The sequence below is a fragment of the Levilactobacillus acidifarinae DSM 19394 = JCM 15949 genome, assembly GCF_001434835.1.
Lineage (GTDB): Bacteria > Bacillota > Bacilli > Lactobacillales > Lactobacillaceae > Levilactobacillus > Levilactobacillus acidifarinae.
The window spans coordinates 113,439-130,302 of sequence record NZ_AZDV01000023.1 but is presented as its reverse complement, the minus strand read 5'-3'; the positions used below and the strand labels follow the sequence as shown (position 1 = coordinate 130,302).

Here is a 16,864-nt window from a genome sequence, read left to right as displayed (position 1 = left end):
TTTAAAGGATTGTTTTACTAAATTCACAAGAAAATAGGCTATAATAATGACACACGGATTAAATGACATTAACACTAAATAAATTCATTCAGAATGGAGGCCGCGTGAGATGACAACCATCAAGGATGTGGCTCAACGGGCAGGCGTATCCGCATCGACCGTATCCCGCATCTTAAACTACGACCAGACGCTCGCCGTTAGTGAAGCGACTCGCCGAAACGTCTTGGAAGTGGCCGAAAAGCTTCAATACAAAAAACGTCCTAAAAAAGCTAAAACGTCCGGGACAAAAATTGCTGTCATTCAGTGGCACTCCGATCAAGAAGAGCTTAACGACCTTTACTATTACCAAATTCAATACGGTATCGAGACCAAGGCTCAGACCGGGGGTGTCTCGGTCGATACCATTTCGTTTAGCAATACGCAAAGCATCGACCTGAGCGACTATGCCGGAATCATTGCCGTGGGCAAATACGATCAATCGGAAATTCACCAGCTAGCGACCTTCCACAAGCCACTCGTCTTTATCGGCGAAAATTACCTTTTATACGGTTACGACAGTGTGCAAAGCGATTTTTTAACGCCCATCAACTGGATGATCAGTCACTTCCTGGAACTCGGTATTCAAGACATTGGGCTAATCGCCGGTCAGGAACAGACCTTAACCGAACACCACGACGTTTATGATCCCCGGGCCACGACCTACCGTCACCGGATGACCCACGAGAACCTGTTCAACCCAGATTTTCTCTTCACCGGAAGTTACGGACCCGATTCTGGTCACGCCCTGATGACCCAAGCCATCACGCAACTTCAAGACCGCCTGCCCCACGCTTTTATCATTGGCAGTGATTCCATGGCGATTGGCGCTCTCAAGGCCCTCAAGGAACACCAAATCGAAGTTCCCCAACGCGTCAGTCTCGTCAGTTTCAACGACGTGGCCATTGCCAAATACGCTTCACCAGCCCTAACGACCGTTCACGTTTACACTGAAATCATGGGAGAACGGGCCTTTGATCTGCTACAAGAACAGATTAAGGATACCAATAAGATTCCCGAATCCGTGGTGATCAGTACCCGAATCATCACCCGTGACAGTAGCCGCTAATGGTAAAACCAAAGTCCGTAACCAAGTACGCCCGAACGAGCGCCTTGGTTACGGGCTTTTTGATTCCTGTTTCACTTATTTAACGCCTAGTTTTTAAAATTATTGTCGATACCGGCCCAACGTTTGCGCAGATAGAACGCCGCTTCCTTGGGTTGACGGTCCCGTGTAAATAATCCCTTCTTGTTGCCGTTGACCCGCATATTACCTTCAACGGTCTGAAAGTCGGCCAAGTTCCACGGTTGTTCACCGCGAATGAAGTCATAGGAATCGAAGACCCGGTTAAACATCTGTAACAGCTCAATCTGGTATTCCTCACTCCACATGACGGACGGTAGCTTGTGTAAGCCCGGTTGGGTGTCCGCCCCGTATTCGGAGAAGACCACCGGCTTATCAATCTCGGAAGCTTGCCACTTGTCTAGTTCTGCTCTCAATCCTGCCTCACCATCGGAGATTTCATAACCCCACTTGTGATACCAGCCGGGGTAACGATTCAACAGGTAAAAGTCAGGAAACTGCTTGCAATACGAGGTATCAAAGGTGTCATCTTCGTTTAAGGTGAAAGTCCGCGGTCGCTGATCAGGATCTAGGGCTTGCGTGTCGGCGAATAACTTTTCAAAATATGGCACCGCCGATTTCGACGATGTATCCGGTTCGTTGAGGAGACTCCACGCCAAAACACTCGGGTGGTTCTTATCGCGGTGAACCATATCGGTAATCTGATCAAGGTGCTTTTTATAAAGTTCCGTGGTCCATTCGCCATCAAAGAAGGACTGATCCAGGCCACCTAGGAAGCTGGCCGCCGCCATCTTAAAGCCGACAGCGGGAACCTCATCGATAATTAAGAAGCCTTCCCGGTCGGCAAACCGGTATACGGCTTCGTCGTACGGATAATGCGAGGTTCTAAAGGAATTGGCTCCCATCCACTTCATCAGTTCGAAGTCCCGTTTCTCCACATTAAGGTCAAAGGCCCGACCCGCATAAATACTATCTTCGTGCCGGCCAAAGCCCTTGAGATAAACTGGTTCGCCGTTGACCAAGATCTGGTGCCCGACAATCTCAATCGTCCGTAACCCAATCTGATCACGGTACTCGTCGACCGGGTCATCATTAACCGTCAATTGGATTGCGATGGTGTACAGGTGCGCGTCCCGAACGTTCCAAAGTTGTGGCTGGTCCACGATCAACGTCCCCTGCCGACCATGGCCGGTAGCAACCACCGTTCCCTGTTCGTCCTGTAACGTGACCGTGACTTTTGCGGTCGCCTGACTAGTCGTGACCGTATAATGGACCTCGGCCGTCGTCGCCGTGAGCGTCGTGGTCACCGAATAATCGGTGACCCGGTCCTGGGGCACCGCCATCAACTGGACACTGCGGTTCAGCCCCGAGTAGTTATAAAAGTCAAAGAAGGGCTTCGCCATCTTTTTACCGTTCTTCAATACTCCGGTATCCCCCGCGGGTAGAGCATCCCGGTGGAGCTCGTTATTGAGTTTTAAGACAACTAAATTCTCCTGGTCAAACTTCACCACTGACGAAATATCGGCGGTAAAGGGTAAAAATCCGCCTTCGTGTTGACGAATCTCCTGACCGTTAACGTAGACGGTCGCCCGGTGCGTAGCCGCACCGAACCGCAGTCCAATCACGCGTCCCTGAAATGCTCGCGGCACAAAGACCCGTTTGGCGTACCAGAAGTCCCCCGTGTATTCACGAGCAGCCTTATCCGTGAAAAAGTCGTTAAAACTGGCCGGAACGGGCATCTGAATGGCCGCTGGTAATCCCTTTTGGGGCCATCCCTGTTGTTGTCCCTCGGCGGCTTCGTCAAATTTAAAATCCCATAAACCATCTAGGGACTGATCAAACCGATACTGGTTGGTCACGGGATAGAGTAGTTCTTTTTCCATAAATTAACGTCCTCCAATTTGCTTAAAACTCGTTCAATGTAATCGTGGTGGTCTGACCATTACTGGTGATTTTAACTTGATTGCCAACCAGAGCCACCGTTGGCACCTGAATCTGGCCTTGTGCGTCGCGACTTTCATTTTCCCGATCCCCCAGGTACAGGGAAACTAACGTGTGTTTGCCGGGAGTAATAACCCCAGTTTGTAACGGGATTTTAGTCTTAGGGAAGTAAATATTAGTGTTCGGCTCCGGCACGGAAAGCTCGACCTTTAAATCGGCGGATAAGCCCACTAAACCAGTAATCCCCACGCCGGTCTGGTAAAAGACCGCGTTTTTAACTGGAACTGGCAACACCTTTTCCGTTGGGGCTCCCGTATCCGGTGCCGCAAAACTTCCTTCGGCCAGGTGTAATTCCCTAGCCGTATCAATTTGGTGAACCCGGACGTGCCACGGCATTGCCGGAATCACGTAAGTCTTAATCGTCACGTCGTCCCATGGTCGCCAATCGGCGTACACGTAATCGTCATGAATTTGATAATCGTGGTACTTGAAAGCCGTCCGCCAGAAATTCTCTGATTCCGAAACGGCTAAGGTGTTGTCGAAGGCTCCCTGTTTGAGAAGGACTGATCCCTTGGGCGTACTGAAGCCAAAGGTTGATGAATAGACATACTTTTCGTATTTAGCTGCTCCCGCCGCGTGTTCGTGGGAATGCTGACCCGCCGTAAAGGCTTGAACTTCCTGACCCGTACGACTGTGAACCACCAACATCCGGGGTTCCGGTTGCTTCTTGACCGGTTCAAACTTAAAGTCCTCACTTTCCCGCGTGGTCCAGAACGGATCGTCATCCGGTAAGGCGTAGAAGATGAAGGTCTTCAACGCCCAGTAAGCCGACGCCGGACCGTTGTACCCTTCGGCAAAAACCATGTTGGGATAAGCATAGCCAATTGGAATCAAGCCATCGGTCGTAAAGATGTTCTGTTGGAACCACCACCGTAGGTTATTCAAGAGGAGGTGTTTAATGTCCCCCAGGTTGTAGCCCGTTGGCAAATCAATGTGGGCGTAGGCCGCAACCGCCCAGAAGGCTGCTTGCGCGAACCGGTAGTCCAGGCTCCGACCATAGGGTAACGCTGCTCCGTCGGCCGCAAACCAATTAGCGTAACTCGGGACAAAGGCTTTCGCCCGTTCCCGTAAGAGGGTCGCTTCGTCACCTTGCCAGTCGGTTAGACCCACCGTTAAGAGGGTGAAGAACTGGTAAGCAAACGGAATGTAGTTGTCGATTTGATTCTGGTAACCGTCGTACGACCAACCGTGATCCAAATAATGGGTATTGGTAATCGCGTAGTCATCTAGGACCAACTGGGTATGGTCGGCGTAACCGGAATCCGTAATGAACTTGTTGACCATGGCCCGGAAGAACAACCAGTTAGTTTTCGGTACCACTTTACCGTTAACTTGGTCCATCCAGTCCACGATTTGCCGCTGCTGCGTGGTGGCCAAGTGATCCCAAAAATCCGCTTTAGTCTCGTAGAGAAAGGCCGTTAACGCCCCCATTTCCACGAAGAGTTGGTCGTAATCGCCTAAATCCCCACCCCAATAACTATCGGAGTTCGGGTCGACCCCGGCGAGAATCCCCTCGGTAACCAGGCCGTACCAGTCGGGATATTCCTGGACGTTTTCGTGATTGCTGAAGAAGGGTCCTAGGCCCCAAAGTAAGCGCATGAAGCCTTCAATCTCCGTCTTTTCTTGAAGATACACGGCGCCACTGTCGCTCATTCGGAAATGACCCTTTTGTTTTTGCTGGCCTAAAACGTCCATCGCTGGACGTAAAATATCCAACAATGCCGACTTAACGTCCGCCTTACTGCGTAGCGGATTGGCTTTGATTTGCTCATTAAACAACTGTCGTTTCAAGGCGAGTCCTCCTTAATCTATCATGCTGAAAAAGCCCCCCGCCCAGTCATCAAAGTGTCCCGGACGGTTGGGCTTTTTCAGAAATTTCTAATTTAACGAATCCGTTTAATCATGGCAATCGCAATCCCACCGATCAGTTCCATGGCAATCGCGAAGATAAAGATTGCCCCGTACCCGAAGGAGGCAACGATGGCGGAAACCACCATGGCCCCTAACATTTGGCCCAAGGTGTTGGCTAAGTTAATCAGTCCTAAGTCCTTCCCCGCCGTATCGGAGGAAGGCAACACGTCCATGTTCAGCGCCCCGTCGACGGAGTTGTATAACCCATTCCCGAAGGCGGCAATCACGGCGTAAACGAACATCGCCCAAGGCTTTTGAACAAACAGTGGAAATAAAGCGGCAAACCCTAAGGCAAAGGTCGCAATCACGACTGGTGCCTTAACCCGCTTCAGTTTATCGGCTAAAGGTCCCCCAATCAGAGCAAAGATGACCCCAATAATCAGCATGATGGACGAGAAAATCGAAATAGATTTTCCGGCTTCGGCCGTATTCTGACCAATGTAATCGGTAAACAAGAACAGCAGGAAGGTCGTCACAATCGTCGACCCCACCACCATGAAGAACTTACCGGTCAAGGCTAAGTAGAAGTCGCGTGCATCATGCGTTGGGAAGAAGAAGTACTTCTTTAAGGTGTCCTTGTTCAGGTTAACCTTAGGTTCATCCAAATTACCCTTTTCTTGAATCAGCAATTCATGGATGAGGGCCAAGACCACGGTACAGCCGGCCATGAAATAAATCCCCATTTTAACGTTCCCCAAGAATTGGGCCGCTAACAGGGCAAATCCTTGTTGCGCAATGGTAAACCCAACGCCGTAGAAGGTCGACACGGTCCCCCGCCATTTCGGGGCAACTCGGTCCGAAATTTGCGGGTATATCGCCGCAGCTATGGCGTTTTCGGCCGCAGCCGCGATAATCCAAATAATGATAATGGCCATTATCGATTTCACATTGGCAATCACAATTAAGGAAATGGCAATGGCAATCGTTCCTAACACAATGTAGGGTTTCCGTTTCCCAAAGCGGGTCCGCGTCACATCCGAGAAGGCCCCGAATAATAGGTTGGCAATCGCTCCGGTAATGGAGGCGACCGTGGCTAAAATCCCCACGGCCCAAACCTTGTGGACGGGATCCAACTGCGAGAATAATTGCGGAATCAAAACACTACGCGTTGAACCAATTGGCCCGTACCAACATAGTGGTGCTAAAAACATGGCTGAAGAAACCATCCAAGGTAATTTAGGCTGCTCTTCGTCTTTGACTTTCGCGTTAGTCACTTCACCAACGCTGGAAGTTACAGCCTTATTGTCTTTCGACATGTCGTCTCACTCCTAAATATGTAGATTTTGTAAGGGGTTTCATTTTGATAAATCGTTGATTACTGTGACAGGAGAAATTCGTAATCAGCTAAAAATTTACTAAATACGGTTTAATGGAATCGCTTACATGTGAATTATAGCGCGAAATTTAATCGAAATAAAGAACTATTTTAGTAAATTAATCCTTTTACCTAGATAATTTACTAAATATTTTTCTACTTATTTTGATCTGCCCAACGCATTGTTCTCCTACTTTCCAAACTAACCCCCTAAATCACAAAAAAAGATACCCAATTAATTCCCGTAAAACTTTCGGAATTAATTGGATATCTTTGCTAACGGGCACTTAATGGGTTGCCGCGTAAGTATCTAGTTCCTTTAAGTACAGGGCCTTTTGTGCGTCGCTAATCCACGCCGTTTCAAACGAATTGCGGGCTAATTGGACGACCTGGGCCTTAGTCAGGTTAAATTTATCGGCAATTGCGTAGTAGTTATCACCGATGTAGCCGCCAAAGTAGGCCGGATCGTCCGAATTAATGGAGACCTTGACGTGCTGAGCCAGTAATTCTAGGACCTCCTTACCCTTCATTTCCGGAGATACGAAGCTGTTGGACAGCGGGCACGACGTCAGGCCAATCCCCCTACGCGCCACGAACTGAACCAAGTCCGGATCTTCCACGATGTTGGTCCCATGGTCCAGGCGTTCCACGTCCAATTGTTCCAGCGCTTGGCGGATATGTTCAATGGAATCCTTTTGATCAATGTCACAGTGCGCGGTCAGGTGCAGACCCGCCGCGGCCGCATCCTCGTACTGGCGGGCAAACTTCATCGGAGGATTGTTGTGTTCGTCGGAATCCAAGCCAATCCCGATGAACTTATCCTTATACGGTAGGGCCTCGGCTAACGTCTGACGGGCCGATTCCTTACTGAAGTCCCGTAGGAAACACAGGATTAACTGCGCATCCACGTTTAGAGCCCGGGCGTCGACCGTGGCCCGGTAAAGTCCGTTGATCACGGTCTTAAACGGAATGCCGCGACTAGTATGGGCCTGCGGATCGAAAAAAATCTCCACGTGCCGAACGTGGTTGGCCGCCGCACGTTGTAGGTAGGCAAAGGCCAAATCGTAGAAGTCCTGTTCGTGCTGCAGGACGTTCATCGCCGGATAATACACCGCTAAAAATGATGCTAAATCATCGTATTGGTAGGTCTTTTGGATCTCTTCAATCGTGGATTGTCCGATGTTCACGTGGTTGCGTTGCGCTAATTTAAGCTTCAAATCGGGCTCTAGGGTCCCTTCAATGTGGAGATGCAGCTCCGCTTTAGGGAGACCATGGGTAAAGGCTTGAGTTACTTCTGTAGACATATGTTAATACCCCCTACAAGTTTTATTATACGGTTTTTATCCCGTTTTCTCGAGTTTATCAGAGAGAATTAATTTGTCAAATAATAAAAAGAGAACAATGGGGTTGCGTATCCGTAAAATATATGCCAGAATGTGATTTACATTGAGAAAGAGAAAGGAGTTTCACATTGTGTTAAAAGTAAATCGCGCAACCGCCACTACCGGCTTTCTGGAACGCACCTTCCACCTCTCCGAGCAACACACCACGGTCCGCCAAGAGTTACTTGCGGGGCTGACCACGTTCGTGTCGATGGCCTACATCCTCTTCGTCAACCCCAGTATCTTAGGGGCCGCCGGGATGGATAAGGGGGCCGTCTTCACGGTCACCGCCCTATCGGCCATTCTGGGCTGTCTGTTGATGGCGTTTCTCGCTAACTATCCAATTGCTATCGCCCCCGGCTTAGGGGACAACGCCTTCTTTACATATTCCGTGGTCTTGGGGATGGGCATCCCTTGGGAAAAGGCCATGGCCGGCGTGTTCGTGGCCGCCGTCCTCTTCACGCTCTTATCCTTCTTAAAGGTCCGCGAAGTCGTCATCGACGCCATTCCTAGTGACCTGAAGCTCGCCATGGCCGCCGGGATTGGAATTTTCATCGCCTTCGTCGGGTTACAAGGTGGGGGCTTGATTGTCGCCAGCAAGACCTCGCTGGTCGAAATCGGGTCCTTCACCGTGCCGACCACTTGGCTGACCATCTTCGGGATCTTCGTCATCGCCATTTTGATGGCCATGCGGGTTCCCGGCTCCATCTTCATCGGCTTGGTGGCTTCCACGATTCTGGGGCTGGTCACCGGCTTGATCAAAGCACCAAGCAGTTTGATTTCCATGGCACCCAGCATGGGGCCAACTTTCGGCGTGAGTCTCAAGAACTTGCCGTCCGTGGCCGATCCACAGATGTGGGCGGTCGTCCTGATTTTCCTCTTAGTCGCTTTCTTTGACACCGCCGGCACCCTGATTGGGTTAGCCCAACAGGCCGGCATCATGAAAAACAATAAAATGCCCCGGATTGGCCGGGCGCTGATGTCCGATTCACTGTCCATGTTGGCCGGTTCCGTGATGGGGACCACGCCAACCGCCGCTTACGTGGAATCCTCCGCCGGGATCGCCGTCGGGGGCCGCACGGGCTTGACCGCGTTGACCACCGGCGTGCTCTTCGTCTTTAGCCTGATGTTCTCCCCACTGTTAACGGTCGTCACCTCGCAAGTCACGGCCCCCGCGTTGATCATCGTTGGGGTCTTAATGGCCTCGGCATTAAAAAACATTCACTGGGATCAATTTGAAGTTGCCGTGCCCGCCTTCTTAACGATTGTCGGTATGCCACTCACCTACAACATTTCCTACGGGATTGCCTTTGGGTTTTTGACCTACCCGATCCTGATGACGGCGGCCGGTCGGCGCAAGGAAGTCAACGGTGTGATGTGGGGTCTGCTGATCGTCTTCATCGTCCTGCTATACATCTTGAACATTTTGCCGAAATCTTAGGAGGTTCTCATGACCACTTTAGCTCAGTATTTAGACGCCGGCGCCGCCAAGGTCCCCGCCGACTTGGTAATTGAACATGGCACCCTGGCCAACGTCGATACCGGGGAATTTTACCCGGCCGACGTGGCCGTTTATCAACAACGCATCGTTGCGGTCGATAACGACGTGAGCGCCTACGTCGGGCCGAAAACCCGCCACATCGACGCCACTGGTAAAACCCTGGTTCCCGGCCTGATTGACGGGCACATTCACGTCGAATGCAGTAAGTTATCCATGACTCGTTTCGCCCAACTGGCGGTTCCCCACGGGACCACCAGCATCGTGTCCGGCCTCGATGAATATATCTCGGTGATTGGCGTTAAGGGTCTGGATGAAATTTTCGCCGAAATCAAAAATTTACCGCTAAAGGTTTTCTGGGGCCTGCCGTATAAGACGCCCTACACGATTCCCAAGTCGACCATCGCCTACAACGTCACGGCGGCCGATCACGAACACTACCTGCCGCAGGAAAACTGCTACGGCGTGTGGGAAACGGTTAAGGAAGCCGTGGCGACAAAGGATCCCGACACCTTAAAGGCGCTCGAACTGGCTAAGCGTTACCATAAGCCAATCTTCGGCTGTTCGCCCATGACCCGTGGCCGCGACCTCAACGCCTTTCTGATGAGTGGCGTGCACATCGACCACGAAAGTTACAGTCACGAGGAATTCCTGGAAAAGGCCCGCAAAGGCTTACGGGTGGTGATCCGGGAGTCCTCCGTCACCAAATTCTTGGCCGAAAACGTTCGGGCTCTGACCGAGGGACCCGCCGGGGTGGCCCGCCACATCAGCTTCTGTACCGACGACGTGAACGCGCGCGACGTCTTGGCTCACGGTCACCTCGACCACATGGTCCGCTTGGCGATTCAAGCCGGCGTCGCCCCGATGACCGCCATCCAAATGGCGAGTCTCAACGGGGCGGAAGCCTACCACGTCGACGATACCGTGGGGTCCATCGCTCCCGGTAAGGACGCCGACATTTTGCTGGTCGACCGCCCCGGCGCTTTTCACGTCGAGACCGTCATCAGTAAGGGCCAACTGGTCACCGAAAACCAGCAACCAGTACTGACCTTCACGCCACCGCGGCGGAGTGCGGCTCTACAAGGACAGCTAAAACACCCCCTACTAAAGCCGGCCGACTTCGCTTATCCGGTCGATACGTCTGCTGGGACGGCGCGGGTCCGCACGATTCACAGCGTCGGACCGTTCGTTCGTAAGGCCAAGGACGTCACGTTGACCATTCACGACGGCCAGGTGCAACCGGACGCTGCTCAGGACGTTGCGGCCGTGTCGGTGATTGAACGGCACGGTGTCAACCAGAACCACGCCCGTGGCTTTATCTCGGGCTGGTCGATCACCCACGGGGCCATCGCCACGTCGGCGGCCCCCGATGACAATAACCTGGTGGTGGCTGGGGTCGATCTCGCGGATATGGCGTTAGCCGCCAATACGTTGATTGACTGTGGCGGCGGTCAGGTGGTCGTGGATCACGGTCAGGTCATCGCTCTGTTGAAGTTGCCGCTAGCCGGAATCGCGACGGACCTAACGCCGCAAGAATTGGCAGCTAAGGAAATTGAGCTGAAACACGCTGCGGAACAACTCGGTAGCACCTTGCCCGACCCGTTGTTCTACCTGTCCTTCCTGCCCATCACGGCCATCCCCGACCTGGCGATTACCGACGGGGGTAACGTGGACTACACGCAATTAACCTACTTTGATCCGATTTTGAAGCTTTCTAACTCATAAAAAGAAAACACCGCTACCGGAACTTTGCCTGTGCAAGGCCCCGGTAGCGGTGTTTTTCTTTCATTTTACTAATTTAAACGAGCCACCAAAAAGGGACAACCAGTCAAACTCTCCTGGTTATCCCGTTTCTAGTCAATTATCGTTAGTCTAACCCATTTTCCATGTTCCCGACAAAGTACGCCTTGCCGTTCACCTTGTAATTCTGCCAAGTTCCCTGTGAATCGTAGGTGTCATCAACGGGGAAGAAGCTCTGACTGCGTTTCTGGTTGAGGTCTTTGATGGTCAACCGGTAGTGGTGTTTGGCCACCTTTTTGTTCGGCAACCCCTGGACCGGCGTGCGGTAATCGACGGTCGTGGTCCGCCCCTTGACCGTCACCTTCGACACCTTCGCGGCGCTAGTCGGCTTCCAGACGCTGTTGGCCGTCATCCGCCACTCACCACCGTTTGGCGCAAACTTCGCCATCGCGTTGCCACTATAGGCCTGCAGGTAATTATCCAACGTCAGGTAAAAGGCCGCTGGCGTGGTCAAGCCCATGTCATTGGTTTTGAAGCCGGTACCCTTTTGGAATAGCAAGGTCCGCACGGGAGCCTTTAATTTGACGTTTTTGAAGTTTTTCTTGGTAAATGGCACGGAGATCATCCCGTGATAGGTCAGCTGCTTCAACCGTTGGTAATGCACGGCGCCCGAGGTAAAGGCCGCCCGAATCACGATGTTGCCCTTTTTATCCTTATCGGTTTGTGACCCGCCAACTCCGGCCACGGCCAACAGGGATCCCTTCTTCTTGATCAGCGGCTTAGACGTCTTGCCCGACTTTTGAGAGATTCCTACGTCCATGGTCTTTTTTAACCGCACGTAGCCGGTCGTGTTCCGTAAGTAATCGCTCTTCGCCGTTCCCGGTAGCACACTGGCTTGGGCGGCTTGTCCGTTGCCTAACGCTAGTCCCAGGACCCCCGCCGTAACGGCTAAGGCACCCATTACTACTTTTTGCATATGTCTTCATCCTCCTCTATCAATGAGCAATTTTACACTAGCAATAGTTAATTGCAGTTTTCAATTTGGTTACAAATGAATCCCCTTAGCTTTCTAGTGTCTCAAAAAGCGGTCACCACCGGCTCCTAGGAGTCGTCAATGATCGCTTTTTAACGCGTTTCACTTAAATCGTTTAGTGGTTGCCGTGAGGCTTACTTTTCCGTCTTTCGTTTCCACCCGACAACGCCGCCAAGTAAGGCCAGCAGGGCTAAGCCCCACCAATCATTGATCGTTGGCTCGTTAGTCTGGGGTAACTTGGCCGCCGTGGCCGCTGACTGTCCAGACTGCAAGTTAGCCGGTGCGGTCAACTTTGTCGGTGTCTTAGTGCTAGTGGTCGTCACCGTTGGCCGTTCCGTAGCGCTTTGGGTTGGCACGGCAGCGGCCGGTGCCTTGCTGGTTACCCGGTCGGCTTGGTTGCCTTGGGTAACTAGTTGCGGCTTAGTCACCGTTGGCTTAGGCGTTGGCGTGACCTTGTCCGGTTTAGTCGGTTCCGTGGTGCCTTGGTCGCCGCTATTGCCGCTTTCCGCCGTCTTCGCGTAAACGTAGGTCACCGTGCCATCAGTGTCGCCAAACGTGCCCGTGGCGTTCGCCGGTGTGGCCGTTAAGGTGTACCCGTCAACGGTGATTGGCGCCGTCGTGTAGGTGTCCCCCTGCTTCCCCGAAATCAGTACGTCGGGGCCTAACGGTTGGCCATCGGTGGTCTGATGATGAACCGTAATCGTCACCGTTGGCGTTGGCGTCACGATTGGTGGCGTGACGATGGCGTCCTTGGTGTAAACGTACGTAATGGTTTGCGGCGCGGTCGTAAACTGACCCGTGGCGTTCGTTGGCGTGCTGGTCAACGTGTAGCCATCAATGGTTTTGGCCTGAGTCGCATACGCGGTCCCCACTTGACCGGCCACCGTTTCGGCGGGCGCTAAAGTGTTGCCCTGGTCGTCTTGGTAGTTGACCACGATGGACGACATGTCCTTCGTGTAAACGTACGTGATGGTCTGGGGGGCTTCGGTAAAGTTCCCCGTTGCATTAGCGGGCGTCGTGGTTAATTTGTAACCTTTAAAAGTCTTGGCCCGGGTCGTGTAGGCGGTTCCTACTTGGCCCGGCACCGTTTCAGCAGGGGCTAAAGCGTTGCCCTGGTCATCCTGGTAATTGACCACGATGGACGACATCGCCTTGGTGTAAACGTACGTGATGGTTTGCGGGGCTTCCGTAAACTGTCCCGTGGCGTTCGTTGGCGTGGTCGTTAGCCGGTAACCCTTGACCGTTTTGGCCTGCGTCGTGTAGGTCGTACCGACTTGACCCGGCACCGTTTCGGCGGGCGCTAAGGTGTTCCCCTGATCATCCTGGTAACGAACCACGATGGACGACATGTCTTTCGTGTAAACGTACGTGATGGTCTGGGGGGCTTCGGTGAAGTTCCCCATCGCATTGGCGGGCGTTGCGGTTAATTTATATCCCTTGAAGGTCTTGGCTTGTGTCGTATAGGCGGTTCCGACTTGACCCGGTACCGTTTCGGCAGGCGCTAAAACGTTGCCTTGGTCGTCCTGGTAGTTGACTACGATGGACGACATCGACTTTTCGTAAATAAAGGTGATTGGTTGGGCGTTGGCGGCGAACTTGCCCGTAGCGTTAGCCGGAGTGGTAACCAGCTTATAGCCCGGAATGGTCTTTCCTTGAACCGTGTAGTCCTGGCCAACCTGCCCCGTCAGCGTTTCGGCAGGAAGCAGAGCGTTACCTTGGGCGTCTTGATAGTTGATCACGATGGCCGTCATGTCCTTAGCATAGACGAACGTCACCGTTTGGGGCGTTGCCGTAAACTGGCCCGTGGCATTGGCCGGCGTGGTCACTAATTTGTAACCCAGGAAGGTCTTGGTCGGTGCCGTGTAATCGGTCCCCACTTGACCCGGTACCGTTACAGCGGAAGTCAATGCATTCCCCTGCTCATCTTGATAGTGCACCGTAATCGACGACATCGCCTTTTCATAGACAAACATTACGGCTTGCGGTGCCAACGTGAAGGTCCCCTGGACGTTTCCTTGAACTTCCTTTAGTTGGTACCCGGTAATCGTCGGTTGAGGGACTGTGTAGGCGTCACCGTATTTCCCGGTTAGCGTGGTGCTAGGGCTCAATTCAGCCCCCGTCTCGTCCACGTAAGTTACGGTAATTGACACCCCGTCGGCCTGATTATACACGTAAGTAACCGTGATGGCGTCCTTGCCAAACGTCCCCGTGGCGTTTGTTGGTAACTGGGTTTGATCCAAATCATAGCCCGTAACCGACTTAGGCGTCGTGGTATACGTTTGACCCACGGCCCCCTGATCTAAGACATCGTCGGGCGCAATGGTGTTGCCCTTTTGATCCTGGTAGTGGACCGTTACCGCGGCGGCCGCTTCGGCATCCGTGATGTAGGGGGTGTAGTAGGTGGTAATTCGTATCCCATTCTGGTCGTAATAACCGGCTACTAAATAATAGGTATAGGCTTGCCGATGAACCCAAATTCCGGACCCGGCTGATGTACTGGTCGTTGGACCAGGCGTGACCTGCTTCTTAACAATCGTGTACTGAACCTGGGTGTCATTCAGTGCCGTTGCATTAGCTCCTCGGCGATAGACGTTTATTAAATTGGGATTACGTGAATACCAGCTCCAGTAATCGTCCCCACCAATCGACGTCCAGGATAGTTCTTTATAGGTTCCCTCTGTCGCGCCGTAGTTCTGCGGTAATTTCAAGCCCATGTTCGACAAGGTGACCGTATCCTCACCCGGCTTTAAATACACCGGATCACGGAAAATATCCTGGCCAGTGATGTTCAAACTATCCGTAAATTGCGCCACATTCAGCATTGAAAAATCACTAATCGAGTTATTAATGGCTGATAAGTACGTAAGTTTCTTCATATTTGCTAATGCACTAATGTCACTTACCCGGTTATTGGAAATCTGTAACGACGTTAGGTTCGTTAAGTTCTTAATTGGCGAAATATCCGTCAAATCACCGTGTTGATACCCCGGTGTTTTCCCATTATTCGTGGCGTTTAAGGTGTTTAATAGATCCAAGTCTTGTAGATTCGTTGCGTATTGTAACCCATCGATCGAATAAGACGTCTTACCGTCAATATACGTCGAAAATTGCGTTTGTAACGCAAATCCTTTGAGCAACAGCATGTCGCTCTTGGTAATATCCGCTACCGAATGCCAAACCTTGGCCCCCGGCTTAGAATCGTAATCTGCATCTAAAAAGTCTTGATTTCGTGCGGACCACCGCGTGTTCTGGAAGGTTGCTAACAAAGCGTTTTGCAGCGCCTTGTTCGGCATCCATTCATCAATTGGCGCGTCATCGTACACTAACTTATCATTCGTCTGGTCCGCCTTTACGGCCAACGCAGCTGGGGCGGCCTTCTTCGTCGATAATTGATCACTTTCCGTCTCGGCAGTCGGTTTCGTATCCTTGACCGTGGTGTCAACCGGAGCCTCTTTAGTTGTCGCATCCGTACCGACGACGGTGTCCGTTGTCGTGTCCCCCTTAGTGTTTGGCTGTGGCGTAGCAGCCGGGGTCGTCACCTTTTCTGAAGGTGCGGGAGCAGGCGTGGTGGTCGGTGCCGGAGTCGTGGTCTTCGGGACTTCAACTGAACTTTCCGCAGATTCAGGTGCCGGTTGGGACGTCGCAGTCGGTGCTGAAGATGACGCGGTTGGGGCCTTCGGTGCAGGCGTTGGCGTGGTAGTCGTCAATTTAACCGTTTTTTCCGTGGTCGTCGTTGATTCGGCCGTCGCCGTCGTTTCAGCATCGGACTGTGGGGTAGTATCCGCATGAGCCTGCTCCATCGTCCCAAACGTTAACGTCGCCGTAAAGATCCCGGCAGCAATCCAAAATTTTCCTTTTTTATACATTTTATAATGCGATTGTGAATTCATTGGTTTAAACATGATACCCATCCCTCCAAAACTAGGAATCCTGATTTCACTAAGCATCGTGACCCCTCAAAGACCCACTATGTAAACTAAAAAGTAAATATTATTTATAATTCTATTGTAATCTCAATATGTAGTAGTGTCCATCAATGCCTACCAAGAATAAGGGGATTGATTTTATGTAGCATCAAAGTAGGCATTGTCATATCAACGATTTGGGCTTGGCCAAAGATTAATTGAAATCGTTTCATAACAGCAATTTTTCGGATGACTAATCGCTATTATGAATAATTCATTAATTAGCGTTTCACCGTTGGCGTCATTATTGTAAATGTGTCCCAGTGTTTTTCATCAATTGAATTTCTTAACACGCAGACAAAAAGCCCCCCAGTCTGACCAACTGAGGGGTTTTTAAATTTGTTTAACTGATTGAACTTAATTTCCCCTGAACTTAGCAGCTACTAGGTAACTGCCGGCCTAGGCCCACCCGTTGTGACTCACCACCAGCTTACCGGTTTTTAGGTTCACGTAGGCCGTTTTACTATTGAAGGCCGCCTCAACGTATGCCGAGCGAAATCCGGCGTATGTGCCGTGAGCCGTGACGAACATGGGTAGCTTCGTTTCCCGCCGAATTGATGGGTTCCGCTGAATTCCCACGTATTGATTCCGAACGACGTGGTTAAAGACGTCCTTAGAAACCTTGAAGGTTTGGCGCTGATACGTCAAATGATACTTATACCGTATTTGACGAACAGTGTACTTGGACTGGTAGTGCTTTCCTTGGAACTTGATGATGGCGGCGTGGGCCGTGACCTCCTGAAACGGGTTAACTTGGCCGTTCACGGCTATTCCTAAGCCTAGACCGGTGGCGGCCACCGCTAAAATAATCCCCTTAGACATTTTCCTAGATCTCCCCTACATTCAATTAAATCATTGTCATAACAATTAACCATCATACCTTTATTGTTTTTGACTCG

The 16,864-nt window shown here is 51.6% G+C and carries 10 protein-coding genes; 3 read left to right on the top strand and 7 right to left on the bottom strand.

The features are described 5' to 3' along the window. Positions 1–109 precede the first annotated feature (109 nt). Entirely contained in the window at positions 110–1,105 is a 996-nt protein-coding gene (locus tag FD25_RS07415) for a LacI family DNA-binding transcriptional regulator (RefSeq protein WP_057803013.1), read from the top strand. A gap of 86 nt (positions 1,106–1,191) precedes the next feature. Here FD25_RS07415 and uidA read toward each other — a convergent pair whose 3' ends face one another. The 4 genes from uidA to add form a co-directional block, all read right to left on the bottom strand. Beyond that, positions 1,192–3,003: a beta-glucuronidase gene (gene uidA / locus FD25_RS07410; protein ID WP_057803012.1), complete on the bottom strand. Its 1,812-nt coding sequence runs from the start codon at positions 3,001–3,003 to the stop codon at positions 1,192–1,194. Positions 3,004–3,025: 22 nt separating this feature from the next. Continuing rightward, entirely contained in the window at positions 3,026–4,912 is a 1,887-nt protein-coding gene (locus FD25_RS07405; protein ID WP_057803011.1) for a DUF2264 domain-containing protein, read from the bottom strand. A 92-nt stretch (positions 4,913–5,004) separates the two neighbouring features. Then, positions 5,005–6,288 carry an MFS transporter gene (locus FD25_RS07400; protein WP_057803010.1) on the bottom strand — a complete coding sequence of 428 codons (1,284 nt, stop codon included), beginning with the start codon at positions 6,286–6,288 and terminating at the stop codon, positions 5,005–5,007. A gap of 346 nt (positions 6,289–6,634) precedes the next feature. Continuing rightward, a complete protein-coding gene (gene add / locus FD25_RS07395; RefSeq protein WP_057803009.1) occupies positions 6,635–7,651 on the bottom strand; it encodes an adenosine deaminase in 1,017 nt (338 codons plus the stop codon). A 169-nt stretch (positions 7,652–7,820) separates the two neighbouring features. Between add and FD25_RS07390 the strand changes: the two genes are divergently transcribed. Both FD25_RS07390 and FD25_RS07385 read left to right on the top strand, forming a co-directional pair. Continuing rightward, a complete protein-coding gene (locus tag FD25_RS07390) occupies positions 7,821–9,170 on the top strand; it encodes an NCS2 family permease (RefSeq protein ID WP_057803008.1) in 1,350 nt (449 codons plus the stop codon). 9 nt (positions 9,171–9,179) lie between these two features. After that, the gene (locus FD25_RS07385; RefSeq protein ID WP_057803007.1) at positions 9,180–10,952 is read left to right on the top strand and encodes an adenine deaminase C-terminal domain-containing protein; all 1,773 of its coding nucleotides are present in this window, start codon (positions 9,180–9,182) and stop codon (positions 10,950–10,952) included. Positions 10,953–11,094: 142 nt separating this feature from the next. Here the strand turns inward: FD25_RS07385 and FD25_RS07380 are convergent, their stop codons facing one another. The 3 genes from FD25_RS07380 to FD25_RS07370 form a co-directional block, all read right to left on the bottom strand. Further along, the gene (locus FD25_RS07380; protein WP_057803006.1) at positions 11,095–11,943 is read right to left on the bottom strand and encodes a hypothetical protein; all 849 of its coding nucleotides are present in this window, start codon (positions 11,941–11,943) and stop codon (positions 11,095–11,097) included. Between the two features lie 191 nt (positions 11,944–12,134). Continuing rightward, on the bottom strand, positions 12,135–15,890 hold the full coding sequence (locus FD25_RS07375; RefSeq protein ID WP_225428581.1) for a MucBP domain-containing protein: 3,756 nt from the start codon (positions 15,888–15,890) through the stop codon (positions 12,135–12,137). 474 nt (positions 15,891–16,364) lie between these two features. Continuing rightward, positions 16,365–16,787: a hypothetical protein gene (locus FD25_RS07370; protein ID WP_057803004.1), complete on the bottom strand. Its 423-nt coding sequence runs from the start codon at positions 16,785–16,787 to the stop codon at positions 16,365–16,367. Positions 16,788–16,864: the final 77 nt, after the last annotated feature.